General features: G+C 64.7%; 30 protein-coding genes, 1 tRNA gene and 1 pseudogene. 14 read left to right on the top strand and 18 right to left on the bottom strand.

Annotated features, from left to right (window positions below; all coding sequences use genetic code 11):
• Window positions 1-3: 3 nt before the first annotated feature.
• Window positions 4-1,218, bottom strand: coding sequence for a cytochrome P450 (locus tag ACZYW1_RS16240; RefSeq protein ID WP_463787211.1), 1,215 nt, complete (start codon window positions 1,216-1,218; stop codon window positions 4-6).
• A 190-nt stretch (window positions 1,219-1,408) separates the two neighbouring features.
• Here ACZYW1_RS16240 and ACZYW1_RS16235 point away from each other — a divergent pair, with 190 nt between their 5' ends.
• Window positions 1,409-1,963, top strand: coding sequence for a TetR/AcrR family transcriptional regulator (locus ACZYW1_RS16235; RefSeq protein WP_463787209.1), 555 nt, complete (start codon window positions 1,409-1,411; stop codon window positions 1,961-1,963).
• A 501-nt stretch (window positions 1,964-2,464) separates the two neighbouring features.
• Here the strand turns inward: ACZYW1_RS16235 and ACZYW1_RS16230 are convergent.
• The gene (locus ACZYW1_RS16230) at window positions 2,465-2,776 is read right to left on the bottom strand and encodes a hypothetical protein (RefSeq protein WP_463787208.1); all 312 of its coding nucleotides are present in this window, start codon (window positions 2,774-2,776) and stop codon (window positions 2,465-2,467) included.
• Window positions 2,777-3,013: 237 nt separating this feature from the next.
• Between ACZYW1_RS16230 and ACZYW1_RS16225 the strand changes: the two genes are divergently transcribed.
• On the top strand, window positions 3,014-4,276 hold the full coding sequence (locus ACZYW1_RS16225) for a hypothetical protein (RefSeq protein WP_463787207.1): 1,263 nt from the start codon (window positions 3,014-3,016) through the stop codon (window positions 4,274-4,276).
• Between the two features lie 97 nt (window positions 4,277-4,373).
• Here the strand turns inward: ACZYW1_RS16225 and ACZYW1_RS16220 are convergent, their stop codons facing one another.
• On the bottom strand, window positions 4,374-5,135 hold the full coding sequence (locus ACZYW1_RS16220; RefSeq protein WP_463787206.1) for a hypothetical protein: 762 nt from the start codon (window positions 5,133-5,135) through the stop codon (window positions 4,374-4,376).
• Window positions 5,136-5,259: 124 nt separating this feature from the next.
• On the opposite strand from ACZYW1_RS16220, the gene ACZYW1_RS16215 reads away from it, so the two are divergent.
• A complete protein-coding gene (locus ACZYW1_RS16215; protein WP_463787205.1) occupies window positions 5,260-5,862 on the top strand; it encodes a TetR/AcrR family transcriptional regulator in 603 nt (200 codons plus the stop codon).
• A gap of 74 nt (window positions 5,863-5,936) precedes the next feature.
• Here the strand turns inward: ACZYW1_RS16215 and ACZYW1_RS16210 are convergent.
• The 5 genes from ACZYW1_RS16210 to ACZYW1_RS16190 all read right to left on the bottom strand — a co-directional run bounded on the left by ACZYW1_RS16210 (window position 5,937) and on the right by ACZYW1_RS16190 (window position 10,122).
• Window positions 5,937-6,009: transfer RNA gene (locus ACZYW1_RS16210), tRNA-Ala, on the bottom strand.
• Between the two features lie 45 nt (window positions 6,010-6,054).
• On the bottom strand, window positions 6,055-7,053 hold the full coding sequence (gene sepX / locus ACZYW1_RS16205) for a divisome protein SepX/GlpR (protein ID WP_463787204.1): 999 nt from the start codon (window positions 7,051-7,053) through the stop codon (window positions 6,055-6,057).
• A 119-nt stretch (window positions 7,054-7,172) separates the two neighbouring features.
• The gene (locus ACZYW1_RS16200; RefSeq protein WP_463787203.1) at window positions 7,173-7,820 is read right to left on the bottom strand and encodes a GNAT family N-acetyltransferase; all 648 of its coding nucleotides are present in this window, start codon (window positions 7,818-7,820) and stop codon (window positions 7,173-7,175) included.
• A gap of 18 nt (window positions 7,821-7,838) precedes the next feature.
• The gene (gene glp / locus ACZYW1_RS16195) at window positions 7,839-9,119 is read right to left on the bottom strand and encodes a molybdotransferase-like divisome protein Glp (RefSeq protein ID WP_463787202.1); all 1,281 of its coding nucleotides are present in this window, start codon (window positions 9,117-9,119) and stop codon (window positions 7,839-7,841) included.
• A 94-nt stretch (window positions 9,120-9,213) separates the two neighbouring features.
• A complete protein-coding gene (locus ACZYW1_RS16190; protein ID WP_463787201.1) occupies window positions 9,214-10,122 on the bottom strand; it encodes a UTP--glucose-1-phosphate uridylyltransferase in 909 nt (302 codons plus the stop codon).
• Between the two features lie 24 nt (window positions 10,123-10,146).
• Here ACZYW1_RS16190 and ACZYW1_RS16185 point away from each other — a divergent pair, with 24 nt between their 5' ends.
• Entirely contained in the window at window positions 10,147-10,731 is a 585-nt protein-coding gene (locus ACZYW1_RS16185) for a 5-formyltetrahydrofolate cyclo-ligase (protein WP_463787200.1), read from the top strand.
• Between the two features lie 92 nt (window positions 10,732-10,823).
• Here the strand turns inward: ACZYW1_RS16185 and ACZYW1_RS16180 are convergent, their stop codons facing one another.
• Complete coding sequence (locus tag ACZYW1_RS16180; RefSeq protein ID WP_463787199.1) at window positions 10,824-11,024, bottom strand: cold-shock protein; 201 nt, start codon at window positions 11,022-11,024, stop codon at window positions 10,824-10,826.
• A 519-nt stretch (window positions 11,025-11,543) separates the two neighbouring features.
• Between ACZYW1_RS16180 and ACZYW1_RS16175 the strand changes: the two genes are divergently transcribed.
• A complete protein-coding gene (locus tag ACZYW1_RS16175; protein WP_463787198.1) occupies window positions 11,544-12,428 on the top strand; it encodes a PE-PPE domain-containing protein in 885 nt (294 codons plus the stop codon).
• Window positions 12,429-12,441: 13 nt separating this feature from the next.
• On the opposite strand, the gene ACZYW1_RS16170 is transcribed toward ACZYW1_RS16175, so the two are convergent.
• Window positions 12,442-12,912, bottom strand: a complete 471-nt coding sequence (locus ACZYW1_RS16170) for a MarR family winged helix-turn-helix transcriptional regulator (protein WP_463787197.1) — start codon at window positions 12,910-12,912, stop codon at window positions 12,442-12,444.
• A gap of 50 nt (window positions 12,913-12,962) precedes the next feature.
• Here ACZYW1_RS16170 and ACZYW1_RS16165 point away from each other — a divergent pair, with 50 nt between their 5' ends.
• The 3 genes from ACZYW1_RS16165 to ACZYW1_RS16155 all read left to right on the top strand — a co-directional run bounded on the left by ACZYW1_RS16165 (window position 12,963) and on the right by ACZYW1_RS16155 (window position 14,224).
• Complete coding sequence (locus ACZYW1_RS16165) at window positions 12,963-13,373, top strand: DoxX family protein (RefSeq protein WP_463787196.1); 411 nt, start codon at window positions 12,963-12,965, stop codon at window positions 13,371-13,373.
• Between the two features lie 73 nt (window positions 13,374-13,446).
• Window positions 13,447-13,764, top strand: coding sequence for a hypothetical protein (locus ACZYW1_RS16160; RefSeq protein ID WP_463787195.1), 318 nt, complete (start codon window positions 13,447-13,449; stop codon window positions 13,762-13,764).
• Between the two features lie 25 nt (window positions 13,765-13,789).
• The gene (locus ACZYW1_RS16155) at window positions 13,790-14,224 is read left to right on the top strand and encodes a VOC family protein (protein ID WP_463787194.1); all 435 of its coding nucleotides are present in this window, start codon (window positions 13,790-13,792) and stop codon (window positions 14,222-14,224) included.
• Window positions 14,225-14,239: 15 nt separating this feature from the next.
• Here ACZYW1_RS16155 and ACZYW1_RS16150 read toward each other — a convergent pair whose 3' ends face one another.
• On the bottom strand, window positions 14,240-14,668 hold the full coding sequence (locus tag ACZYW1_RS16150) for an NADAR family protein (RefSeq protein ID WP_463787193.1): 429 nt from the start codon (window positions 14,666-14,668) through the stop codon (window positions 14,240-14,242).
• Window positions 14,669-14,770: 102 nt separating this feature from the next.
• Window positions 14,771-15,832 (bottom strand): annotated as a pseudogene (locus ACZYW1_RS16145) (SDR family oxidoreductase); the annotation flags it as partial.
• A 251-nt stretch (window positions 15,833-16,083) separates the two neighbouring features.
• Here ACZYW1_RS16145 and ACZYW1_RS16140 point away from each other — a divergent pair.
• The 3 genes from ACZYW1_RS16140 (at window position 16,084) to ACZYW1_RS16130 (ending at window position 18,029) form a co-directional block, all read left to right on the top strand.
• Window positions 16,084-17,223: an oxygenase MpaB family protein gene (locus ACZYW1_RS16140; RefSeq protein WP_463787192.1), complete on the top strand. Its 1,140-nt coding sequence runs from the start codon at window positions 16,084-16,086 to the stop codon at window positions 17,221-17,223.
• A complete protein-coding gene (locus ACZYW1_RS16135; protein ID WP_463787191.1) occupies window positions 17,223-17,588 on the top strand; it encodes a hypothetical protein in 366 nt (121 codons plus the stop codon). The genes ACZYW1_RS16140 and ACZYW1_RS16135 overlap by 1 nt, the downstream gene beginning before the upstream one ends.
• A 162-nt stretch (window positions 17,589-17,750) precedes the next feature.
• A complete protein-coding gene (locus ACZYW1_RS16130; protein WP_463787190.1) occupies window positions 17,751-18,029 on the top strand; it encodes a hypothetical protein in 279 nt (92 codons plus the stop codon).
• Here the strand turns inward: ACZYW1_RS16130 and ACZYW1_RS16125 are convergent.
• From ACZYW1_RS16125 to ACZYW1_RS16115, 3 genes are all read right to left on the bottom strand, one after another.
• Window positions 18,001-18,573: a hypothetical protein gene (locus ACZYW1_RS16125; protein ID WP_463787189.1), complete on the bottom strand. Its 573-nt coding sequence runs from the start codon at window positions 18,571-18,573 to the stop codon at window positions 18,001-18,003. The genes ACZYW1_RS16130 and ACZYW1_RS16125 overlap by 29 nt on opposite strands.
• Before the next feature lie 6 nt (window positions 18,574-18,579).
• Window positions 18,580-19,071 (bottom strand): LGFP repeat-containing protein, encoded by a 492-nt coding sequence (locus tag ACZYW1_RS16120; RefSeq protein WP_463787188.1) that lies wholly within the window; start codon window positions 19,069-19,071, stop codon window positions 18,580-18,582.
• 167 nt (window positions 19,072-19,238) lie between these two features.
• Window positions 19,239-19,874 (bottom strand): TetR/AcrR family transcriptional regulator, encoded by a 636-nt coding sequence (locus ACZYW1_RS16115; protein ID WP_463787186.1) that lies wholly within the window; start codon window positions 19,872-19,874, stop codon window positions 19,239-19,241.
• Window positions 19,875-20,066: 192 nt separating this feature from the next.
• Between ACZYW1_RS16115 and ACZYW1_RS16110 the strand changes: the two genes are divergently transcribed.
• From ACZYW1_RS16110 to mscL, 3 genes are all read left to right on the top strand, one after another.
• Window positions 20,067-20,459, top strand: coding sequence for an FmdB family zinc ribbon protein (locus tag ACZYW1_RS16110; protein ID WP_463787185.1), 393 nt, complete (start codon window positions 20,067-20,069; stop codon window positions 20,457-20,459).
• A 64-nt stretch (window positions 20,460-20,523) separates the two neighbouring features.
• Complete coding sequence (locus tag ACZYW1_RS16105) at window positions 20,524-21,189, top strand: SAF domain-containing protein (protein ID WP_463787184.1); 666 nt, start codon at window positions 20,524-20,526, stop codon at window positions 21,187-21,189.
• Window positions 21,190-21,294: 105 nt separating this feature from the next.
• Entirely contained in the window at window positions 21,295-21,735 is a 441-nt protein-coding gene (gene mscL, locus ACZYW1_RS16100) for a large-conductance mechanosensitive channel protein MscL (RefSeq protein WP_463787183.1), read from the top strand.
• A 16-nt stretch (window positions 21,736-21,751) separates the two neighbouring features.
• On the opposite strand, the gene ACZYW1_RS16095 is transcribed toward mscL, so the two are convergent.
• Genes ACZYW1_RS16095 through ACZYW1_RS16085 form a run of 3 tightly spaced genes read right to left on the bottom strand, consistent with a single transcriptional unit; the run spans window position 21,752 to window position 23,893 of the window.
• Window positions 21,752-21,886 carry a hypothetical protein gene (locus ACZYW1_RS16095; RefSeq protein ID WP_463787182.1) on the bottom strand — a complete coding sequence of 45 codons (135 nt, stop codon included), beginning with the start codon at window positions 21,884-21,886 and terminating at the stop codon, window positions 21,752-21,754.
• A gap of 7 nt (window positions 21,887-21,893) precedes the next feature.
• On the bottom strand, window positions 21,894-22,379 hold the full coding sequence (locus ACZYW1_RS16090) for a MogA/MoaB family molybdenum cofactor biosynthesis protein (protein ID WP_463787181.1): 486 nt from the start codon (window positions 22,377-22,379) through the stop codon (window positions 21,894-21,896).
• 47 nt (window positions 22,380-22,426) lie between these two features.
• The gene (locus ACZYW1_RS16085; RefSeq protein WP_463787179.1) at window positions 22,427-23,893 is read right to left on the bottom strand and encodes a S1C family serine protease; all 1,467 of its coding nucleotides are present in this window, start codon (window positions 23,891-23,893) and stop codon (window positions 22,427-22,429) included.
• Window positions 23,894-23,944 lie beyond the last annotated feature (51 nt).

The following is a 23,944-nucleotide window of genomic DNA, read 5'->3' as shown; positions in this document are numbered from 1 at the left end:
CCGTTACGTGACTGCCAGTGTCAGGTGGTCGAGCCGACGGACCAGGATGCTGGGAAGCCACTGGCCGACGTCGGCGGCGTGTATCCACTGCGTCTGGTCCAGCAGCATTCGCAGGACGATCTGGGCCTCCAAGCGTGCCAGTGCGGCCCCGACGCAGAAGTGGGCACCTTTGCCAAACGTGATGTGCCCCTTGGCGCCGCTGCGGTCGAGCCGGAACTCGTTCGGAGCGTCGAACTGCTGTGGATCACGATTGGCGGCTCCCCACATCAGCAGCAGGCGTGAATCGGCAGGCACGTCGACGCCGGCCAGTGTGGTGTCCTTCAGGACATGACGGTAGTGGCCGCGAAAGGGTGATTCGTAGCGCAGCGTCTCTTCGATGAACGTGCCCAGCAGTTCGGGATCGGCGCGGACCTGTTCTTGAATATGGCTGTGGCTGACCAAGATCCAGGCAGCACTGCCTAGAAGCGAAGCGGTCGATTCGCCTGCCGCGCTGAACAACGTCAGCATGATCGCGAGCGCCGGCATCTGCTCTAGTTCGCCGGACGCGTAGCGGGCCGCGAGGTCACCGATCAGTCCGGGCGCGGGGCGTTCTCCGGCCATCGCGAAATGCTGCATGACGTATTCGGACAGCTCCATCGCAGCCATTCCGGCGGCTTCGAGCTGAGCTGGACTGACGACGCCGTCCAGCAGGGTCGTGGTGGCATAGCCCAGTCGGATCAGCGTGCCGACGTCCCCGTCCGGCAGCCCGAGCAGGTGGGCGACCACCATCATCGGAAGTCGGTTGGCCACCGCACTCATCCACTCGATCTGACCGTCGACCAAACCCTCGGACCAGAGTTGCGTCGCGGTGGCTTCGGCGAACGCTTCGATGACCCGTATTCGCTTGGCGGACAGATGTGGAAGCAGCAACTTTCGATGCGCGGCATGCACCGGGTCATCGGCGGTGGCCAGCGCGTGCTGCGGACTACCCAGCGGCCCCATGTCGAACGGGACGACGGTCGCATCGTCGCGGTACACCATCGTCGCGGTGAGGTTAGAAGAGAAGTCCTCGACCCTGCCGACGGCCTCGACGACGGCATCCCAGCCGCACACCACGTGGAACACGGAGTCATCGATGCGGTGCACCGGCCCCCGGTCGCGCATCCGGTCGTAGAGCGGATAGGGGTTCTGCAGGGCGTCCGATCCGAAGAAATCAGCGGCATCGGCCAGCACGGTCATGTCCTCAGGCTGTACGCAGCCCGCACCTGCGTCAACGGGTGGCGGCGAAGCTGAAAACCCGCTCGATCCGGGCGGGCCGGACACTTTCTCAGGCCGGCCACCCGGCCAGCGGCTCCGTTGAGAATTTGACCGCTGGATTTCTCACTATGATAAAAAGCGATATGAGTTCGCAGGGCGGCAGTGCCCACCGATGACCACGTCCGACTGGCTGGTCGGGCGGACTCGTCACAGCGAAGCGACTGACCGAATCCTTGCCGCGGCCGCCGAACTGATGGCCCGTGTCGGCTACGAGGAGTTCGGCATCGACGATCTGGCCAAGGCCGTTCACTGTTCACCGGCGACGATCTATCGCCACGCCGGGGGCAAGACCGCGATCCGCGACGCGGTAATGGTCACGCACGCCGAACGCATCCTCGAGTCGGTCCGCGAAGCCATTGCGGGGCTCACCGGCCAAGAACGGATCGTCACCGCCACCATGGTCGCCTTGCAGCGCCTACGCGCCGATCCGCTGGCACAGCTGCACCCGACCAACGCGCTGCGCGGTAATGATTGGCTTACCGCCTCACCCGTCATCAGCCGCTTCGCCACCGAGATGGTCGGGTTGACGACGCCCGATCCTCTTGCCGCAGAATGGCTTATCCGCGCGTTCCTGGCACTCTGGCACTGGCCATTGAAAGACGCCGACGCCGAAGCAGAGATGGTGCGCCGATTCCTGGGACCGCCGTACGCAAGTGCCGACGAATGACGCACGCCCTGAACTATTCAAAACCACTGCAGCCAAGAGGAATCGAATAGCCTCGACCGGCTTATCGATGTCGAGTAGTGCACTGTCGGACTTCGCACCTCAATAGCGCTTGTGCCAACACTGTGCGAAGCAATTGGCCTTTTCAGAGAGCGCGGCGGGCGACGCGCGGGTACGCTCCTCGAACGGCTATTCACAAGGACAGGGGACGGTTATGGTTCGCGACGCCAAGGCAGTTGTCCTTATCAGTGCGGCCCTCGTTACCGGAGCCGGCTGGCTCGGCATCGTGGGATCGCCGGTGGCGCTTGCACATCCCCCGGCACCCGCGGACTTCACGTGCCCGGCGAATGGCGGGACACAGTTCGTAACGGACCCCGAGGATCCCAACTCGTTCTACAGATGCGACGACGGCGCGCAGACAAATCACGAACAGTGTCCAGCGGATACCAAATTGATGATGTCGACGCGCCCCGAATGCCGCATGCCGGACGCCGCCGACGATATTCACTGACGGTCGCTCGTTGCCGGCGTGGGCAACCCGCCCATCCGGATTCGCGAACGGCTGGTGGGATCGCTGACGAGCGTGTCCGCCACGCCGTCATTTGTCGCCGCACGGAGCGCAACCACTTCGCTGCGGCGTGAGGGCGGCCATCGTTCGGCAGGTGCCGGATGCGGTTGTGGCCATGAGCCTTTCCAGAGGATGTAGAAGACGTTCATCGGCCCCGACGTCAACCGCCATCGCTGTGCGAACGCGATGACCACGCGCGCCAACGCCGACACCTCGGGTGACCGCGTGCCGTCGGATCCTTTGCCCATACCGACTCCCCTCGGCGTCGCGGCTTGGCCCGAACCCCTGCGTCGCCCAGCAAAGGTTGCTAGATATGATCTCGGCGGTTCAGCGGACGACGTTGACGTTGGGTTGAAAGGCGACCATTGCTATTCACATCGCAAGCGCAGACGGAGCGCACCGCTGTGCCGGAGCGTCGACGGCGTCACGTCGAATCGAGAAGGGGTCAGCAATTGGCCGGAACCCGTGGCGGTCTACGAACCAGAATGGTTCTCGCGCTCATCGCGGCGATCGCGTTGAGTGCTACCACTCCAGGGTGTTCGTCGCCCGGAAAGGCCAATCGATCGCCAGTTGGCAGCAGCACCTCGACAGCGGCGTCCGCCGCGCCGCAAAGCCCTACCGCGGCGGTGCCTCAGACAGTGCGACTACCTCGAGGAGCGCGCACCGTAGGGCCAGGCACCGTCTTCACGCAGTGCTACGGCACGATCCGCAATACCGACAAATTCGACGCCCCCGGGGAAGTGTTCAATCCCAAGACCGGACAGATCAGTCCGATCCCCGTCCCTAAGATTCCCGCGGGGCAAGAGCTCACCGGCTATGGCTGCACAGTCGGCGGAGATCAAGACAATTTGCGCGTCTACTATGTCGTCCGGACGCTGACTCCATCGAGCGGCCTCAACCCGGAATCGAAGTCCTCGACGATATTCTCATTCGAGCCCTTCGGGTCCTCGGCGCCGCGCACCGCCAACTTGCCGGAGAACAACAATTTTTACTCGATAACTCCAACCGCATACGGATTTGTACTGCAGTCGAACAACAATATCGCCGGCTTCGACCAGAACACATTGCAGTCGAAATTCGATTCACCCATTCTTTCGTTGTGTGGGATCAACTTCTTCGGCTTCTGCACCACGCGGCCCAACGGGGGATTTTCCTTCCTCAGCTTGAAAGACGGCTCGCAGCTTGCCGATCTCCCACCAGGCTCGACTGTCCCGGTGACGTTTTCCGACGGGTTTGTCGTAGAAAAGTCAGGGAACTTCCGGTATCTCGATCTTCGGTCCAACAAATTCATCGAATTTGCCGAGGCGCACGGCGGAAATGTTTCCATGAACGTATGGAACCACTTGATTGCAGACTGGGTTTCCGGCGGTGACAACATAACGAAGATTCAGGTCAAGGACTTGAACGACGACAAACAGGTCTTCCTGCGAGAAGGCGCGGACCTTGCCGGCTTGCACATTCACCAGATCTTTTTCGCCGGCAAATATCTGTACATCAGTAATGACTCCGACAGCCCGGTCATCGATATCACCACGTCGCAGAAAGTGTCGTCAGGGTGGAAAGTTAGACCGGTACAGATGGTGGGCCGGGACTGGGTGGGTGTGGTGAAAAAGAGTGATCTCAGCGAACTCGCACGTAGTTCACCCTGCGGCACTTTGGATACTCCCGGGCAGGGTATCGACCTGTGCGCCAGCGGATTCACACTCGTGCATGCCCCCAACGGTGACTACCCCGGCCCTTGGTTCTGACTCAACAGGAGGGCCAAGGCCCAGCCTTTAAAGCGTTGTGCTGCAACATGTTTCGTTGACTCGACCGGCGGTGCTCGAAGTCAGTGCACACCCCCCGTCAGAACCGCACCGAGAGGTCCTGGCGAGTCAGCCTGCGTACGCCCCAGAAGTAGGTGACGAATGGCATGGTGCACCACAACAGGTTCAGTGCGACGAACTTGATCCACATCTCGGCGGGACTGCTCATGCTGTGCAGTTTGTTGGCGATCTCGACGCCGAAGTAGACCGCCGGCAGCGTGACCTCCACGATCATCCCGCCCATGATGAACGAGAGTTGAGTGCTGGTGAATCGCTTGCCGTTTCGGAAGAACTGCACCATCGCATATGCCTCGAAGAGTCCGATGAAGAAGGCGATCCACTCCAGGACGACGATGAGAGGGTCACCATTAAGGTAACGCGCGTCGCCTCCGAGCAGGATGGGCGACCACATATAGGTCCACAACGCGCCGTGCTGTACGCCGGCTTTGATCTGGTCGAATAGCAAGAGCCACGGCAATTCCCAGATGAATCGCGGTATCAGGGCGATGAAGACCCAGACGATGACCATCGCGCCAAGCCGTTCCGATGTGGATCGGTCACGTTGCCCCGGTAGCGGCAGCCACGGCATCGCCAGTGCTGTCACAAAGCATCCGACGACGAGGATGACCAACGTCGTGGACGCGACGAAGTGGGACACCCCGGCATGAAATTCGAGATACCAGAACACGGGGTGAATGAGGAAGAAGAACGCCAGGACGCCGAAGAGTGACTTCTGGAGTGACGACAGTCCCGGACTCTCCGATGAGAGCTTCTTGTCGTCTGCACCAACCGTCTCAGTCATGATTCTCTCCTCGAACGACGCGCAGCATGCCCCGAAGCATGGCACGCGCCATTTTTTCAACGCAAGAGGGTTGCCTTAGGGTGACGTGGGTGAGGCGGCACGATGAGCAGGGCGGATTGCGGAGATGACTGGCCGCAAGCGCGCCGTCCCGCGTCGTCCGATCACCGGGCGGCAGGAGCGGGGGGACCGGACCCGCGACTTACTCATCGACGAGACAGTCGCGTGCATTCGCGAGGAAGGCTTCTCAGCCGCCAGCGCACGACACATCATCGACAGAGCCGGCGTGAGTTGGGGTGTCATTCAGCATCACTTCGGAGACCGCGACGGTCTGCTGACGGCAGTGATCGAAGATGCCATGGACCGGCTGATCGCATCGCTTGAAGTGTTGTCCGATCCGGCGACAGCCACGGACACAGAAGACTTGGTGCGGGCGACGTGGGAGGCGCTTGCGAATCCAAAGGCTATGGCGGGGTTGGAGATTCTCATCTCGACCAAGCATCTTCGGAGTGGACTCGGAAAAGGACACACGGAACGCCTGGGCGCGGCGCTGGCGAACTTGATGACCCGCTTGAACACCGAGACGAGCGGTGACCATGCCCTCGCACTGGGCATGCTGCTGTGGACCACACCGGTGGCGATGATGATCGCCGAGATGTTCGCCGCGCCTCCGCTAGCCGCCAAGGACGCACAGAAGGCGATCGCCGCGATGATCGACGCGCACCGCTGACCGCCTGCGAGATGCCATCCGAGTCACTGCGGACGGCTAGCGGGCTGCGCGCGCCCTGAACTGCTGAAACTTTGTGGAGCTAAGGGGAATCGAACCCCTGACCTTCTCGATGCGAACGAGACGCGCTACCAACTGCGCTATAGCCCCTGATCGTTAAGCAGGCTACCAGTCGCGGTCGAGGCGGCCGAACCGCTACTGACCTACCGCCCGTGGCAGGTCCCAGTGGTACTCCCGCGCGTACGGGGCGTAGTCGAGGTGCTCGAAGATCGGGTCTTCGTCGTCGATCTCCAGGACCACCGCGCCGGGACGCCGCAGCCGGGACGGCACCACGTCGTACTCGCGGTCGTAGGTGTTCTCGACACCGAGTTGCGAGCGTGCCATCCGCTGCGTCCGGCGACGTCGCACCCGCTCCTCGATCCGGGTCTGCTTGCGCAGATAACCCAGGTAGATCACTGTCACCGTGGAGGCGATTCCGAAGAACCACCACGCCGAGGGGGTCAGCAGGAAGGCCGTCATCGCCGACAGGACCAGCGTCAGCGCCATGACCATCAGCACCCGTTTGCGGGCGGCGTACTTGCGGGCCGACACCGCGGCCGCCTTGTCGGCGTCGAAGCGATGGCGTCGGTCGAATCCCGCCGACGGCGCCGACGGCGACGCGTCGGCGACCGGGATGCCCGACGTGTCGTCGATGTACTCGTACTGGTTTTCGTCGTCGAATGCTTCGCCCTGGTCGTCGTACTCCACCGCGAGATTGACATCGGTGTCGGTGTCGTCGGCGTCCTCGACGCTCGTCTGACCGACCGGGAGCGCGGCTGAGTTGGGGTCGATCACGTCGACGTCGAGGTAATCCGGCCCGGTCTGCTCGACGGTCAGCGGCGCGGCAACGGTGGCCATCACGCGCGACGGGGGCGCGTCGTCCAGCTCAGCCTCGTCGGCATCGTCGGCCTCGTCGAGCTCGTCGTCGTATTCGTCTTCTTCGGGTTGCCAGTCGGGGTCGCTGCGATGCCCGGCGGCCGGCTTGCCACGCTTGATCAGCCGCGCGGCCGTGCTGTTGTTGAGCACCCGGGTCGCCAGGGCGACGTCGCTGGTGCGCCGCACGGCGTCGCGCTTACTGACCAACATGGGAACCAGCACAAACAGCCAGAGCACCACGAGTGAGATCCAAAGCAATGATTGCGGGATGCTTGGCATGGTCCCGCTCCTTTCCCCGCCGAATGTGACGCTCTCTGGCAAGCATCATTAGTCACAAAAGTCACGTTTGTAACACGACACGCCGCGCGCGGTGGGCGGGATAAAACAGCTGAGCCCAGCTAGGCCCAGCCGGCGTGACCCGATCGCACCAGCGCCGAGACCACCGACCCGTACACCTCTTCGATCGTCAGGCCCACCAGAAGGTGATCGCGCCAGCCGCCGTCGACCAGGAGGTAACGCTTCAGCAGGCCTTCCTCGCGGAACCCGACCTTCGCCAACACCGCGCGACTCGCGGCATTCTCCGGCCGCACGGTGGCCTCCACCCGATGCAGCCGGACCGGGCCGAAGCAGTGGTCGAGACCGAGCGCCAGCGCGCCGGTCGCGACGCCGCGGCCGGTCATCGAGCTGCACACCCAGTAGCCGATCCAGGCTGACCGCAGCGCCCCGTGGGTGACATTGCCGATGGTCAACTGCCCACAGAAGCGGCCGTCCAATTCGATGACATAGGGCAGCATCCGACCCCGGCGAGCCTCGCCACGCAGACTCGAGCACACCGCCGGCCACGCCGACATCGAGTGTCGTGCAATCCAATCCGCCTCGGTGCTGGGTTCGTAAGGCTCCAGATACGCCCGGTCGGCCAGCCTGGCGCGACTCCACTGCGCGGCATCGCGCAGGCGCACCGGACGCAGCCGGATCACGCCGGCCGCCACTCGCAGCGGTCCCACCGCGGCCGGCCACCCGGGGTGCTGAGCGCTCGGGCCCCACATACTCACAGGCCGGGTCGCTCAGCCACGCTGGGCCAAAAATGCGACCTCGACGACCTCGCCGGTCCGGATCTGCTCCGCTTCACGAGGCACGACGACCAGACAGTTCGCCTCCGCCAGCGTCGCCAGCAAGTGCGACGAGGCACCCGGGGCGCCACCCAGCGCCTGGACCAGATATTCGCCGGTGTCCTGGTCGCGCATGAGCTGACCGCGCAGGAAACCCTTACGGCCGGCGATCGAGGTGATCGGCGACAGCGTGCGCGCCTGCACGACCCGGCGCATCGGCTGCCGCTTGCCCAGCGACAACCGAATCAGCGGCCGGACCATCACCTCGAACACCACCAGCGCGCTCACCGGGTTGGCGGGCAGCAGAAAGGTCGGCACCCCGTCGCGGCCCAGCTGCCCGAAGCCCTGCACTGACCCGGGATGCATGGCGACGCGGGTCACCTCCATCTCGCCCAGCTGCGAAAGCACCGCACGCACCGCCTCGGCCGCCGCACCACCGACCGCCCCGGCGATCACCACGATCTCGGCGCGATTCACTTGTCCCTCAACGACTTCCCCGAGTTCGCGGGCATCGTTGCCGACGATCCCGACCCGGTTGACCTCGGCGCCGGCATCCCGGGCGGCGGCGGCCAACGCATAAGAGTTCACGTCGTAGACCTGGCCGTTGCCGGGCGTGCGGGAGATGTCGACCAGCTCGCCGCCGACCGCCAGGATCGACACCCGGGGACGGGGGTGCACCAACACCCGGTCCCGTCCCACCGCAGCCAGCAGGCCGACCTGAGCGGCGCCGATGATTGTGCCCGCCCGCACGGCGACGTCACCGGGTTGCACATCGTCACCGGTCCGTCGCACGTAGGCACCCGACCGGACCCCGCGCAGCACCCGTACCCGCGACTGACCGCCGTCGGTCCACCGCAGCGGCAACACCGCGTCGGCCAGCGTCGGCAGCGGCGCACCGGTCTGCACGCGGGCGGCTTGCCCGGGCTGCAACCTGCTGGGCGTCCGTGCGCCCGCCTGCACGTTGCCCATCACCGGCAGCGTCACACCCTCGCGTGATGCTGCGGATCCGGGCTCCTCGCCGTCGTCGACGGAATCGGGTTCCGCGACACTGAGCACGTCGACGCTGCGCACTGCGTAGCCGTCGATCGCGGCCTGGTCGAAGCCCGGCAACGGGCGTTCGGTGACGACTTCCTCGGCGCACAACAGTCCCTGCGCCTCGGCGATGGCGACCCGCATCGGCCTGGGCGCCACCGCGGCGGCCGTCACCCGGGCTTGTTGCTCTTCCACCGAACGCACAGCGCGCCTTTCTCGGTACTCGACCGGGCGCGACGCCTTCCGGCCCGGCTCCTCCTCAGGCCGCCAGCGGCCTGCATTGTCGACCGGGCGCCGGCTAGGTCTCGGCCAGACCCAATCGAGTCACCAGCCAACGCCTTAGATCTGGCCCGTAGTCGTCACGGTCCAAGGCAAAGTCAACAGCAGCCTTGAGGTAGCCGCCGGGATTTCCCAAGTCGTGTCGGGAGCCGCGGTGCACGACCACGTGCACCGGGTGCCCCTCGGCGATCAGCAACGCGATCGCGTCGGTCAGCTGCATTTCGCCGCCGACGCCACGCTGAATCCGTTGCAACGCTGGGAAGATGGCGCGGTCGAGGACATAGCGGCCGGCCGCGGCATACAGCGACGGCGCGTCCTGGGTCCTCGGCTTTTCGACCATGCCCTTGACCTTCAGCACGTTCTTGTCGGCACCCGGCACCGGCTCGACGTCGAAAACGCCGTAGGAGCTGATCTCCTCCGGTGTTACCTCGATGGCGCACAGCACCGAGCCGCCGTAGTCGGCCCGCACCTTCGACATCGTTTCCAGTACACCGGTCGGCAACACCAAATCGTCGGGGAGCAGGATCGCGACGGCGTCCTCGTCCTCCCAGAGCACCGGCTCCACGCAGCTGATGGCGTGCCCCAACCCCAGCGGCTCGGATTGCACGACGGATTCGACCTTGATCAGGCCTGGCGCCCGGCGGACCTTGGCCAGCATGGCTTTCTTGCCGCGCGCCTCCAGGGTGCTCTCCAGCACGAGGTCCTGGACGAAGTGCGCGACGACGCCGTCCTTGCCCTCGGAGGTGATGATCACCAGCCGTTCGGCGCCGGCCCCGGCCGCCTCGGCCGCCACCAGCTCGATGCCCGGGGTGTCGACGACCGGCAGCAACTCCTTGGGCACGGTTTTGGTCGCGGGCAGGAAGCGAGTGCCCAGACCGGCCGCGGGCACGATCGCCGTGCGCGGTACCGAAATGGGTGAGGTTGCCATCGTTGAAACCATATCGTTGACCTCGTGGCGACCGTGGGCAAGGCCGCGTTGCGCGAGCGGCTACTTGCTGCCCGTCGATCGGTGTCCAAGGACGACCGCGCGCGGGCGGCCTCCGCATTGCTCGACCACGTCGTCGGACTGGGAATCGACGGCGGCAGCGTCTGCGCCTACGTGCCCGTCGGGGCCGAGCCGGGGTCCCTCGAGCTGCTGAATGTGCTGTTGCGCCACGCGGACCGGGTGCTGCTGCCGGTCGCACGCACGACCGGTGACGACGACGCGGTGGCGCTGCAGTGGGGTGCGTACCGGCCCGGTCAGTTGGTGTCGGCGCGGTTCGGGCTGCTCGAACCGGCTGAGCCCTGGCTGCCCGCCTCCGCAGTCGCCGAGGCGGGGGTGGTGATCGTTCCCGCCCTGGCCGTCGACCGCGGCGGGGCTCGGCTGGGCCGCGGTCGAGGCTTCTACGACCGGACGCTGGTGTTGCGCGATCCGCAGGCGCGGCTGATCGCGGTGGTCCGCGACGAGGAGTTGCTCGACGAGGTCCCCCACGAGCCGCACGACGTGCCGATGACACATGCCCTTACCCCCGGGCAGGGACTGGTTGAGCTGCGGTGATCGCCTGCTGATGAGGTCTTCGCTGTGCTCGTCACACGAAAAAGCCGTGCCCGCCCTGAGGAGCGAACACGGCCTTCCGGCTTGCGGATCGGTCAGACAGCCCGAACCTTGCTGGCCTGCGGGCCCTTGGCGCCCTGGGTGATCTCGAACTCCACTTGCTGGTTCTCGTCGAGGCTGCGGAATCCGCCACCGTCGATCTCGGAGTAGTGGACGAAGACGTCCGGACCCTCCGTCTGCGCGATGAAGCCGAAGCCTTTTTCAGCGTTGAACCACTTCACAGTTCCCTGTGTCATTTTGTTTCTCCTACGTCAGAAGTTACCGATCCGCACCACGCGGACCAGCGGCCGAACTGATCAGACGGCTGCTTCTGGCTTGCATTGCAAGGAGAAAGAGACGCCCGCACCAAGTTTCTGCGCGAGCGTGTTTGAGACACGAACACTTAGAATTTCGACTTCTCGATCTTACGCCATACCCCGCGCGGTTTTTCACCGGCCGACGCGGGCGCAGCATGCGGGGCCGGTCAACGCTGGGCGATCCCGCCGTCCTGGGTCGTGGCCGTTTTACTCAGTTGGTTGTTACGCGTCTATGACCTTGCCGTATTAACGCCAGCTGAGGTAAACCTGAGCGCAACATAAATCGATGCGGGGGTGAGGTTCGAGATGAGGCCACGTCTAGTCACCGGTTCCGGAGTGGTTGCCGGATTCATGCTTTCCACGGCCGTTCTGTTCCCCGCAGCCGCTCACGCCGATGCGACCGGCGTCGAAGCCACCTTGGTGTCCCCGGGCGGTGCGTTGTCGGAAAGCACCACCGCGATGTTCCTCGGTGGCACGTTCCAACCGACACCGTCGCTCACCTTCGTCGAAAACGCGCAAAGGCTTTTCCTCGAGCCGCTCGATTTCGCGGGTGTCGCGGCAAACTCCGCAACCGTGTGCAACATCGCGGGAATCATGCCGTGCGACGACCCGCTTCAAGTGCTGACCACGCCCAACTTGCTCCAGTTCGGCCCGAGCGCCCTGCTGGGCAAGGCGATCTTCGTCGACGCCGTCCAGCTTCAGTACGAGCAGGGGCTGTTCGACGAAGACAATCCACTGACGGTCTTTGCGTATTCGCAAAGCGCGATGGCTATTTCGGCGGCTGAGCAAGAGCTCTATGACTCCGGCATTCCCACCGACGCGTTGAAGTTGGTGTTCATTGGCGACCCGAGCACTGCGGCGGGTATCGCCCCAAACATCTACGCTGACCTCGTCCAGCTATTCGGTGGCGGGGAGGCCGGCGAAGAATTCACCACCTCCCTTTTCACAGCCACCGGCCAGACCCAGTTCCTCCCCGGCGGCGAGCTCACCGCACTGACCCCGAACGATCTGTACGAGACCACCATCTACACGATCGAGGGCGACGGTGTCGCCGCCTGGCAAGACGTCTGGGACGAGACCCTCGTTGCCCAACCGGGCAACTACCTCGGCGCCCTCGCCAACGGCCTCTTCAATTTCTTCACGACCCACGTGCAGTACCTGGGGATGACGCCCGAGGACATCGCCGGCGGCATCGCGACGGTCGACGGGTTGACCACGACGATCACGCTTGAAAGCGATCCGGATGCACTGCTGAGCCTCTTCATGAACGGGAACGCCGACAGCGGTGTCTTCACGGCGCTGCTGGGGACACTTCAGGCTCTCTTCGACCCCGACTTCTACTAGGCGCGGCTCCGCATCATCCGTCCGCGTCGACGTTGCACTCCTGAGCGATGCGTCCGAGGAGGTCGCCCAACTGCGACACTTCCCGCTTCGTCAGGTTGCCGAAGACGTGCCGGCGCACCGCGGCGACGTGTCCCGGGGCGGCCGCCTGGACGGTTCGTAAGCCCTTGGCCGTCAACTCCGCTCGGGTGAGACGCCCGTCGCACGGGTCGGTCTGCCGTCGCAGACAGCCGGCGGCCTCCAGCCGCTTCACGACGTGCGAGAGTCGCGATAGCGAGCCATTCGTCACTGCCGCAAGCGCTTTCATCCCCAGCCGGCGATCTGGTTGCTCGGCGAGGACGCCCATCACGATGTACTCGTACTGCGTCAGTTTCGAATCCCGCCGCAACTGAGCGTCGAGCGCGGCCGGCAGTCGCGTCATCACGCGCACCAACTCGAGCCAGGTGTGGCTTTCGGAGTCGTCTAACCACTGCGGTTGGTCGCGCACCACCCAACGCTAACTTACTTGACGCTTCAAGTCACGGCTGTTAGCTTCAGTTGAAGCATCAACTCAATTTGAACGAAAGGCACGCCGTGAACGTAGCGTTGTGGATCTGTCAGGGCGTGCTTGCGCTGGCTTTTGCCGGGGCAGGTCTGATGAAGCTGTCGTTCGACGGCAAGACCTTGGCCGACAAGGGCATGGGCTTCGCGTCGGAGGTCTCGCCGGCGTTCCTCAAATCCCTGGGCGCGGCCGAAGTGGCCGGCGCAATCGGAGTTGTCGTCCCGGCGTTGGTGCACATCGCGCCGATTCTCGTTCCCGTCTCTGCCGCTTGCCTCGCGGTCGTCATGATCGGTGCGATCGGCGTGCATGTGCAGCGCCGCGAATGGTCCGGACTGGCCGCGCCCCTCGTGTTGTTTGCCACGGCGGTATTCGTCGCGTGGGAACGGTTCGGTCTGTACGCGTTCTGACCGAAAATATGAAACTCCTAAGAGCTTCGGAAATCCTGATCGGGGGTATCGCGCCGGGTCTTCACTGGCATCCATGAGCGTTTTCGAAAGCCTGAGGCGCGCCGCGGCGGTGGCTTTGCTGCCGGCCGTCGGCGGCGTCGCCGCGCTGTGGATATTCGGCCTGGCAACCGGTGAGGCGCGGGCCGATTCCCGATGCGACCCGGTCTGTCACGGCACCTGGTGCCCGGGCGACCCGGTAAACTACCAGGTCGCAGATCTGGTGAAGACGTGGGACAACAACGTCTGCCACGAGTTCCACCAGATCTCGGTGCTCGACGGCGGCGGCTACCGCGAGGGACCCCTGCCTCCCGGCACCTTCGTGTGCCAGCCGTGGCAGTTCATGTGCCCCTGAGGCACCCCTGGGTAGCATCCGGTCGGTGGCCATCAGACTGGAGAACGTCGGGATCGCCGTGGTCGACCTCGAGGCCACCATCGCCTTCTTCACCGACCTCGGTCTGACGCTCGTCGGCCGCGACACGGTCAGCGGCGAATGGACCGATACGGCCGTCGGACTGGACGGCAATCACGCCGACATCGCAATGTTGCAGACGCCGGACGGCCACGGCCGCATCGAACTCTTCGAGTACATCCACCCCGCGGCGATCGAGTCGGAACCCACGGCTCCCAATGAGATTGGCATGCATCGCGTCGCATTCTCGGTGGACGACATCGACGAAGCCCTCTCGATTGCCGCCCGGCACGGGTGTCATCCACTTCGGGGCGTAGCGACGTATCAAGACGCCTACAAACTGACGTACGTGCGCGGCCCCAGCGGCATCATCGTGATGCTGGCCGAGGAGCTCAGCGGCTAGCGACCGCAAGGCCGGCTACCGCAGCGTGTCACGCAGTTTCATGAGTGCGACGCCGAGCACGTTCTCACCCTCTCCGGGGCAGCGTCCGCAACGGCAATCGCCCCAATACTGGTCGTGCCAGGTGTTGCCTTCGACGAGCGTGTGCGGGTGACTGGCGACGAGTTGATGCGCGAGGTCGCGGTCGCTGAATTTGGCTTCCAGCACTTGTTCCATCACCACGACGCGGATGTCTTCCCAGTAGGCGACAACTCTGACTTTCCGGCCGCGACGCTTCGCGATCAACGGTGTGTCAGATGCCAGGACCCAGGCGCGCTCTTCGGGGTCGACAGCTTTTAGAGCTTGGTAGGCGTGCTCGGCTGTCGGGTAGACGTCGTCGCCGACACGAACCGGGCGACGGTGAAAGTTGCTGAGGAAGTGGTGGGCTCCACGAAAGTCATCGATCATGTCTCCTTTTCTGTCGTAGGGGCGGGCGGGCTCGATTATCGGTGATGAGAGGTGCTTTCACAAAATTCTTACCCGCTCCGAGTCAGCGCTCTTCTATGAGAGCCGGTGTGCGGTCAGATGTCGAGCGGCCCAGTAGTTCCACAGGTTTGGCGCGTATGTCACGAATTCGGGCGCGGTGATGCCGGTTCCGCGCAGCGCGGCTTGGGTGGTGTGGTTGCTGAAGTCGGGCGCTGAGTCGACGACGTCGAGCATTTCGGCGGGGACGCCGAGTTTGCGGGCAATCCGGTTTCGCAGTTTTCTCACCCGTCCGGTTGCGTTGAGCACTGGTGCAGCGGTCCATTGGGGCAGTGTTCCGCGCAGCGGTGGCAGGCCGGCGGTTGCGGCGATGCCGCGGTAGATGCCGCACAGGCCGATGGCTTCCGGTGCGGTCAGGTGAAAGGTATTGCCGTCGTGGCCATCTCGTTGCATCAGTTCAGCCATGGCGTCGACCACGTAGTCGACGGGGACGATGTTGTTGCGGCCGGTGTCGGGCAGTCTGATCGGCGTGAGGCGCGGAAGCCGGGCGAGTCGGGCGAACAGGCCGAAGAAGTAGTACGGGCCGTCGATCTTGTCGATTTCACCAGTCCGGGAGTCGCCGACGACCACGCCGGGGCGGTAGATGCGGTAGCGCAATTCTGGTTCGCCACGAACCAGCTGCTCGGCTTCGAACTTTGTTTGGTGGTACGGCGTCGGGAGTTTTTGACTGACATCGAAATCGGCTTCGGTGAAGGTACCGGAGTAGCTGCCGGCCACCGCGATCGAGGACACGTGGTGCAGGGTGGCGTCGATTTTCTTGGCGAGACCAATGACGGCGCGGGTGCCGTCGACGTTGGCGGCGCGCTGCGCGGCGTCGTCGGCGGTGATGTCGTAGACCGCGGCGCAATGCGCGACGTGATCGACGTCGCCGATCTCGGAGAGCACCTTTTGACTCAGGCCTAGCTGGGGTGCGGTGAGGTCGCCGAGGAGTGGGAGCACGCCGGCACCCCATCCCGCGGCATAGGCGGATCGTTCGAAACGCGCCAGCGACTGCGGCCGCACCAATGCCCATATTCGCGCTTCGGGTTGCGCCCAGAGCAGCCGGGAGATGAGGCGGCTGCCGATGAAGCCGGTGCCTCCGGTGATCAGATACCGCGGCGCCGCGCTTGTCTCGGGCGCGTCTGGTCGGCCCTGAACGTCGGGGGTGGGGGGCGGGCTGGTCGTGGCCATGAGCGGAGCTCCTCGTGCAGTTCACAGGGGTAGATACAGGCGGCGGGCAATCTTTACTACATGTCCGTAGAAAAAATATACAACGTTGAAGTAAAAAGCTTCACACATGAAGCTTTGTGGACTATGGTTCGACCATGCCGACTTCGAGCAGCGTCACGAAGGGAACAACCATGACCGTGATCGACAATCTGCGGCCGCAGCGGATCCGCCAGATCGGCACCGAAAAGCTCTCCACAGCAGCAAAATTGGCGAAGATCGGTGCGCCGTCCACCGTGACCCCGCACCAGGACTACGGATTTTTCGGGCCGGAATCGGTGGCGTGGAAGGTGTGGGGCTACCCCACCTCACTGGTTGTCGGATTCCAGCGGGCGGTAGTCATCGAAGAACTCGATCCCAATCTCATCGCCGCGGTTGACAAGACTCACGACATCTACAAGCGGCCACGCACCCGGTATGACCGCACGGTGCACTACTTCGCCCTGGTGGCTTTCGGTGGATCTCGTGAAACATCAACCGCTGCGGACATTTTGGTCAAGATTCATTCCAAAGCGATCGGCACCGAGCCGTATGGCGGCAAACCCTACGACGCCAACGACCCCGCCTCGCAGCTGTGGATTCACCTGACCGCGTGGCATTCGATTCTCTACGCGTACGAAAAGTACGGCCCCGGAAAACTTTCCGCTCAGGAAGAGGCGCGGTACTGGCAGGAATGTGCGGTGGCCGCCGAACTGCAGACCTGCTCCCCGCACGACGTACCCCGCACCCGCGACGGAGTTCGGCGCTACTTCGACTGGATGCGCCCTCAGCTGGCTGCCAGTGACATCGCCGTGCAAGCCATGCACCACTTGCTCGACGCCAAGGTGATGCTGCCGCCGATGCCGAAGGCTTTCCGGCCGATTGCCCGACTGGTCGCCCGGGTGCTGCGCGCCGGCACTATCGCCACGATGCCTCGCTGGATGCGCGAGATGAGCGGCATCCGTCAGTCCCGGATCATCGACATCCTCGTTCGCCCGATCCTGTGGACCGCCTTCCACGTGGCCGCACTGAGCCCCCGCGGCCAATTGACGCTATTGAAGGTGCTTTCGCCGTCCACCGTCACGGTCGTGGCCCCGGTCCTACTGGGCATCCCGCCGGAGAACTCTGAGATCCTCACTCCAGCAGAAGCTCAGCGTCGCTACGGCTTCGACCGTCCCGCTGAGGCTCACAAGGAGCTGCGGGCGCGTCAAGCAGCGCGCGTATTCGGTGAAGGCATCAAGGCCAGCGACGAGGGGCTCATCGAGTCGGAGCCGATCCTCGGTGCGATGAACTGATGAGACCAGCCGATCTGCTTCGCGACCGCTTCGGACTCAGCCTGCTGTCGGCTGCGACGTTGTGTTTCGCGGCGATCGCCGTGTTTTGGCCGGTCCGTCTCGATGCTTGGGATCAGTCGGGGTTTCAGATCTCGTGTGGCGACGGCGCTGTCGCCGATTACGCGCAGTCCACGACCGCTGATCAGGAAACCCGACAGCCTTCGCACGGGCGTGCCACCGATTACGTCGGTGACTGCCAGTCGGCGATCTGGTGGCGCCGCGGATGGACGGTGCCACTGGGATTGCTCGGCATCGCCGGTTTGCTCACGGCGCTACTGAGGCACGAGCATCAACCACGCGACTCGGATATGTCCAGTGATCAATAGCCAACTGTCACAGGCTTTCACCGCCGTGGAGACAGCGCGGTAGCCGGAATCAAAAGCCGCGGCCCCGACGCCACCCACACCAGGCAGGCGTCGGGGCCGCTCACAGCGCCCGGCCGACGTATCAAGCCCGCCGGCAGGCAGAACGCGGAAGGAGCTGCCACCATGAGCACCCGACGGTCTGCGGTGGCGGAGATCCGCCGGCGCGCGATCGAACTCGCCGATCTCGCCGGCGTCAACATTCACAACGGCAAAACACTGATACGACGAGCCGCCAGGACCAGCCTGGCAACCTGCACCGACGGTATGTGGATCCTGGGGTTCGAAGCCGACGCGATCAAAGACTGGCTGCGGGCGAACGCTCGACGGTCCCACACCCACCGGGCGCCAGAACCGTCAGGCCCCAACCATCACGTCAAGCGTCATCGCTCAACTCGTCCGTGATGGCACCGCGTTTCTCCGCGCGTCGGCCGCTGCCCGGCAGCCGATCAACGAGGCGTCCTATCCGAACGGCGGTGTTCTCCAAGGGATCGACGATCTCGGTGAGGCGTTGCAACGTCGGCACGATCTTGGACACGGCCTCGATCTGGCCGCCGAGCAATTCGGCATTTTCGTCGATGCCTCGCGCAGCCGTCGTCAACCCCTTGATCTCTCTGGCGATCTCGGCGGCACTGTCGTTGAGCCCGGAGGCACTTTTGGTCAACGCAGCCAGGTTATCGGCGATGTAATGCGCCGATCGACGAAGTTCCGCGATGTCGTTGATGGCCGCGTCTGCCCGGTCGAGAAGCCGCACTACCGCGGATAGCCGGGAGGCCTGGGTGGTAGTGAGCCGATACACCGCGCGGCTCAAAGCCAAAGCCGTACCCAGTGTTTCATCGACCAGCGGCACACGAAATGCTGTCGATCTGGCCGCTACGTCACCGGGCGGGCAGGAATCGGGGAATCGGTCACCATCGGTGTGACGGTGCGGGTTCTGCGGTGTTGTCATGCCCTGTCAGCCCTCATCTGCGGCCGTGTCGAGTCGGATGTGGGTGTGGCCGCCGATGTCGGTGATGGTGCCGCCTTCGAATCTGGACTCGGTGCCGCCGGCGATGTGGCGCCCGTCACTCGTGGGATAGCCGAGCGGACCTGCGGCGCCACCGTTGGTGTTCCACGCCCACAGTATTTGGCCCGCGATGGAATGGGCTCCGGTGTGCTCTGACCAGTAGATGCTTCCGTGCTGAAATTCGTTGAGGCGACCGTTATGTGGACCGGTCTGCTCACTCGAGGTCGGCTCTCCGAGCCATCCGCTGGGGCCACCGGTCTCGTCGTATTTATCTCTGATCGCGCCTTGAAGGACGAAATATCCTGCGACCGTGCCGATCCGGGTTGTCGAGGGAGAACTCGACAAAGCGGATGGATCTGCGGGCGACGGCCGGGAACAGCCTGCTATCAGACCGACCACGACGATGACGCCGCCGAGTACGTGCAATCGTGTGGGTACCACTGGTACACGGCACCGCCGGACGGTGGGCATTTCCATGGCGCCATCACGGGCGGCCGCATCATCGAGCGGGTGGTGGCGATGCGGTCCTCCGGTGGCGAAGGCGCCGGCAAGCCAGTCATGAGACGCTCCGCACTCACCGCGGCGAGTTGCACGTCGTTGCACGCCGTTCATGCCGCACCGAAGGCGGTGTAGATCATGCGCCCGTACAGTTTCCCGAGATCGTCTGCGTCCCAGGGGTTGGACGTATCCAGCAGGCAACGGACCGCCGCCTCACACGATGAGATGAAGAACTCGATCAGCGCGGGCAGTTTTGCGTCGGCGTCGTCGATCCCCCACCATCGCGTCAGCGCCGGGGCCAGCATCGCGGCGGTGGACTCGGCCATCTGCGCGCGCACCCGCACAAACCGACCTTTGACCGCGGGGTCGGGTCCGGTCGAAAACACCACCCGCCAGGAGTCGGGTCGCTCAGCGACCGAGCGCAGCAGCGACTGGAACCCGACGATGAATGCCGACTCGCGCTTCTCCCCCGAAGCGGCTTGCAGCGCTGAGATCAGCGCGCCCTGCAAAGCTTCAGTTTCCCGCTCGAGCAATGCGGTGATGATCTCGACCCGATCGGCGAAGCATGCATAGATCACCGGACGGGTGACCTGGAGTCGTTCGGCGATCGAACCGACCGTCACCTGTGCCACACCGTCTTCGACGGTGATCGCCAGCGCAGCATCCAGAACTGCCGGCCGGCGGCGCTCGGGGCCGAGGTGACGTGCCCGGTGGCGTGGTGTCGTGGTGGCGGCGGCGTGAGGCACGTCACCGAATCTAACATGAGACAATTCGACCGTGTAGGAAATTACTTCACCGATGTAGATTTGCAAGAGATGACGGTTGAGCGACCCCGACGAAGGCCAGCCCGACCCGGGCGGGAATGACGTCGGCCACGTGGCGGTTCTAGCACTTGAGACTGTAGAGTGCTAAGCGTTTAGACCGTCTTGGAGGTTTGTGTGCCGACTTACAGCTACGCGTGTACCGAGTGCGATAACCGCTTCGATGTGGTCCAGGCGTTCAGCGACGACGCGCTGACCACGTGCGAGAAGTGCTCGGGCCGGTTGCGCAAACTGTTCGGCAACGTGGGCGTGGTGTTCAAGGGCAGCGGTTTCTACCGCAATGACAGCCGCGAGGCGTCCAAGAGTTCCAGTGGTAGCTCGTCGAACTCGAGTTCATCGTCCAACTCCGAGACCTCGAGTTCGAGCGAGAAGTCCGGCTCGAGCGACTCGTCGAGCTCTTCTAGCTCATCGAGCGATAGTTCGAAATCCTCGTCCGACTCGTCGAAGTCCTCGTCTGACTCCTCCTCGTCGTCTTCGTCGTCGAAGTCACCGGCGACGAGCTCCAACTGACGGTTATCCACAGCCGGCCTCGCGCGCGTCACCCGGATCGCGCCAGGCTACCTACGGTGAACCCGTGGGCGACCCCCGGAAATCGCTGAATCCGACACTGCCGAGCCGTCTTTCGCAATGGTTGCGCCCTGACTGGTCGCGGACCGTGCTGGCGCGCCGCATTGCCGCCGGCGGGCTGGTACTGCTCGCCGCCGTTGCGGCGCTGCGGCCCGATCCTGACAACGCACGCGCGCCCGTCGTGGTGACTGCGCGTGACCTCGGACCCGGCGCCGAATTGACCGCCGACGATGTACAGATCGAAATGCGTTCAGCAGCAACGACTCCGGACGGATCGAAATCCGAACTGAGCGAGGTCGTCGGCTCCACGCTGGCCGGCCCGGCCCGGCGTGGCGAAGTCCTGACCGACGTGCGCGTGCTGGGCCGTCGCCTCGCCGAATCAACAGCGGGACCCGACGCCCGCATCGTGCCGGTGCATCCGGCCGACAGCGCCCTGATCGACGTGGTGCGTCCGGGTGACGTCGTCGATGTGGTCGCGGCGGCCGAGGGCAATGCCCAGGCCGCCACGCCGCACGTGGTGGCCACGGACGCGGTCGTGGTCTCGGTGTCGGCGAAACCGAAAGCGCAGAGCGCGAGTAACGACCGGGTGGTGCTGGTCGCGCTGCCGGCCGCGTCAGCCAACGTGGTGGCCGGGGCCGCCTTGGTCGCGACCGTGACACTCACCCTGCATTGACCGGCGGATAACCGGCAAAGTCTCGCTTGGCCCGCTCGACTCGGATAGCTTTTGATTGCGCTCAAAATTGGTTCGTGGCTTACCCACTGTGGAAAGGACATCCCGATGCTGAAGGGCTTCAAAGAGTTTCTCGCACGCGGCAACATCATTGATCTGTCTGTTGCGGTGGTGATCGGTACCGCATTCACCGGCCTGGTCACCAAATTCACCGAAAGTGTCATTCAGCCGTTGATCGACCGGATCGGCGCCGGCGGACAAGCCGATGTCGGATTGCTGAAAGTCGGTATCGGCGACGGCAAATTCATCGACTTCAACGTCGCATTGTCCGCCGCGATCAATTTCATCATCATCGCTGCGGTGGTCTACTTCTTGGTCGTCTTGCCCTACAACACGCTGCGCAAGCGCGGTGAGGTCAAGCAGGCCGAGGACACCGAGCTCAGCTTGCTCACCCAGATCCGTGATCTGCTCGAAGAATCCGGGAACGGCTCAGCGGGCGGGCATCATTCGGCCAACGCACCGGAGAGCCCCACCATCCAAGACAGGTAGTCGGCCGTCGCGGTTCTCAGCGGTGGTGCGGGGGCGCGTTGTCCCGCAACCACTGCTCGTGGGCCGCTTCGTCTCGGCTCGCGTCCGGGTCGCGTTCGTCCGCCGACGTCTGAGGAAAGACGTCGCGGTCGTCCCCGGCCCGCTCGCTCATACCGCGGTCAGATCTCCAGGCTGGACAGCTGACCGATGATGTGGGCCGCCAGCGGATTCAGCGTCGCCATACCGTCGCGCACCGCCGAGCGTGAGCCGGCCAGGTTGACCACCAGCGTGCTGCCGGAGATGCCGGCCAAACCGCGTGACAGGCCGGCGTCGACGATGCCCGCGGACAGCCCCGATGCACGGATGGCTTCGGCGATGCCGGCGACCAGGCGGTCGAGGATGTCGAGGGTCGACTCCGGCGTGACGTCCCGGGGCGTGACCCCGGTGCCGCCGACCGAGACGACCAGGTCGACTCCCCCGATCACCGCGGTGTTGAGCGCGTTGCGGATCTCCACCTCGTCGGCGGCGACGGCGATCACACCGTCCACCACGAACCCCGCTTCGGTGAGCAGCTCGGTGACCAAGGGACCGCTGTGGTCCTCATCCCCGTGATCGTCGACGACGATGACGAGTGCCCTTCCGATCAAGTCAGCGCCCTGTTCCATGGTTGCCACCGTATATCTGACGTCCGACCTCGGCGCGGCGGCTCTGGTCACTGCTGAGCCTTGCCGAGTGTGACCTGTATTTTCTTGGTTTCGCCGGACGGATCCTTGATCGTCAGCATCACCTTGTCGCCGGGCGCCTTCGATCGGACGGCGGCGACCAGCGCGTCGGCGCTGTTGACCGTGCGGTCGTCGACCTTGGTGACGACCACTCCGCCCGGCATGCCGGCGGCTGCGGCCGCACCGTTGGGAACGACCTCGACGACCTTGGCGCCCGGGGTCTCCTTGTCGTTGGTGACCTGCACGCCCAGCGAGGCGTGCGCGGCGGTGCCGGAGCTGATCAGCTCGTCGGCGATGCGCTTGGCCTGGTCGACGGGGATCGCGAAACCCAGCCCGATGGAACCGCTCTGCGCGTCCGGCGAGTCCCCACCGAGGGTGGCGATCGCCGAGTTGACGCCGACCAGCTGCCCGCTCATGTTGACCAGCGCGCCGCCGGAGTTACCCGGGTTGATCGCCGCGTCGGTCTGGATGGCGTCCAGCACGGTGTTCTGGTTGCCGGTCTCTCCGGTGGTCGACACCGGCCGGTTCAGCGCGCTGACGATGCCGGTGGTGACCGTGCCCGACAGGCCCAGCGGCGAACCGACCGCCATCACCGGCTGGCCCACGTGCAGGTTGGCCGACGATCCGAGACTGATCGGAGTCAGACCCGAAATGCCTTGCACCCGAACGACAGCGATGTCCGTCGTGGGGTCCGCGCCGACGACGGTGAACTCCGCGGTGCGGCCATCGGAGAACGTGACCGTGGTCTTCGGCTTGCCGCCGTTGGGGCCGCCCGGAGGGGCCGGCTGGTCGGGGTCCAGACCCGGGCCGCCGCCGCCGTCGTCGTCGGGGCCGTTCTGGTGCTCGGGGTTCGGGCGACCGCGCGGGCCCCCCGGTGGCTTGCCGGGGTTGGCCGCGGTCGCGACGACGTGATTGTTGGTCAGGATCAAGCCATCCGCGGACAGGATGATCCCGGAACCCTCTTCCGACGCCCGGCCGAGATTGGTCTCGAGCATGACCACGCTGGGCACCACCTTGGCGGCCACCTGCTCGACGCTGCCGACCGGCGCGTTCGACGCGGGCATACCGGGCGTGGCGCCGCCGGGCATCGCGCCGTCCGCGACCGACGCCAGCGTGCCGTTGTGAGCGACCACTGAGGCCGCGGCACCACCGATGCCGGCCGAGACCACTGCGAGAGCCACCGCGCCGACCGTCAAAGCGCCTGCGCGAGAACGCTTTCGCGGCGCGGGCAACTGCGGCGGCGGACCGCCCGCAGAATGACCGCCCTGACCCGCGAACGGACCGTACGGCTGGCGGTACTGAGGCTGCTGGGGCTGCTGGCCCTGCCGCCATTCGTATCCCTGCGGATAGGTCTGCGGCTGTCCGTAGCCGGAATGGCTTGTGGCCCCACGCTGATCGGACGCCGGACGGTATCCGTGTTGCTGCGGCGGTGGCGAATACCTCGGGTGATTCGTCATGTCGCTAGGTCACTCTTTTCTCGTCCTAGTGCGGTCGTTCAGACCCACACA

This window comes from Mycobacterium sp. IDUB_36 (genome assembly GCF_055419225.1).
This window is presented reverse-complemented; position numbering and strand designations above follow the sequence as displayed.

Coding starts and splice junctions, on each gene's coding strand:
- ACZYW1_RS16200 (WP_463787203.1), bottom strand. CDS start 7,820: ATGTGGGGCCCGAGCGCTCAGCACCCCGGGTGGCCGGCCGCGGTGGGA.
- ACZYW1_RS16240 (WP_463787211.1), bottom strand. CDS start 1,218: ATGACCGTGCTGGCCGATGCCGCTGATTTCTTCGGATCGGACGCCCTG.
- ACZYW1_RS16235 (WP_463787209.1), top strand. CDS start 1,409: ATGACCACGTCCGACTGGCTGGTCGGGCGGACTCGTCACAGCGAAGCG.
- ACZYW1_RS16125 (WP_463787189.1), bottom strand. CDS start 18,573: ATGACAACACCGCAGAACCCGCACCGTCACACCGATGGTGACCGATTC.
- ACZYW1_RS16130 (WP_463787190.1), top strand. CDS start 17,751: ATGAGCACCCGACGGTCTGCGGTGGCGGAGATCCGCCGGCGCGCGATC.
- ACZYW1_RS16225 (WP_463787207.1), top strand. CDS start 3,014: ATGGTTCTCGCGCTCATCGCGGCGATCGCGTTGAGTGCTACCACTCCA.
- ACZYW1_RS16140 (WP_463787192.1), top strand. CDS start 16,084: ATGACCGTGATCGACAATCTGCGGCCGCAGCGGATCCGCCAGATCGGC.
- mscL (WP_463787183.1), top strand. CDS start 21,295: ATGCTGAAGGGCTTCAAAGAGTTTCTCGCACGCGGCAACATCATTGAT.
- ACZYW1_RS16150 (WP_463787193.1), bottom strand. CDS start 14,668: ATGATCGATGACTTTCGTGGAGCCCACCACTTCCTCAGCAACTTTCAC.
- sepX (WP_463787204.1), bottom strand. CDS start 7,053: ATGCCAAGCATCCCGCAATCATTGCTTTGGATCTCACTCGTGGTGCTC.
- ACZYW1_RS16135 (WP_463787191.1), top strand. CDS start 17,223: ATGAGACCAGCCGATCTGCTTCGCGACCGCTTCGGACTCAGCCTGCTG.
- ACZYW1_RS16190 (WP_463787201.1), bottom strand. CDS start 10,122: ATGGCAACCTCACCCATTTCGGTACCGCGCACGGCGATCGTGCCCGCG.
- ACZYW1_RS16095 (WP_463787182.1), bottom strand. CDS start 21,886: ATGAGCGAGCGGGCCGGGGACGACCGCGACGTCTTTCCTCAGACGTCG.
- ACZYW1_RS16230 (WP_463787208.1), bottom strand. CDS start 2,776: ATGGGCAAAGGATCCGACGGCACGCGGTCACCCGAGGTGTCGGCGTTG.
- ACZYW1_RS16215 (WP_463787205.1), top strand. CDS start 5,260: ATGACTGGCCGCAAGCGCGCCGTCCCGCGTCGTCCGATCACCGGGCGG.
- ACZYW1_RS16180 (WP_463787199.1), bottom strand. CDS start 11,024: ATGACACAGGGAACTGTGAAGTGGTTCAACGCTGAAAAAGGCTTCGGC.
- ACZYW1_RS16160 (WP_463787195.1), top strand. CDS start 13,447: ATGAGCGTTTTCGAAAGCCTGAGGCGCGCCGCGGCGGTGGCTTTGCTG.
- ACZYW1_RS16175 (WP_463787198.1), top strand. CDS start 11,544: ATGTTCCTCGGTGGCACGTTCCAACCGACACCGTCGCTCACCTTCGTC.
- ACZYW1_RS16220 (WP_463787206.1), bottom strand. CDS start 5,135: ATGACTGAGACGGTTGGTGCAGACGACAAGAAGCTCTCATCGGAGAGT.
- ACZYW1_RS16085 (WP_463787179.1), bottom strand. CDS start 23,893: ATGACGAATCACCCGAGGTATTCGCCACCGCCGCAGCAACACGGATAC.
- ACZYW1_RS16090 (WP_463787181.1), bottom strand. CDS start 22,379: ATGGAACAGGGCGCTGACTTGATCGGAAGGGCACTCGTCATCGTCGTC.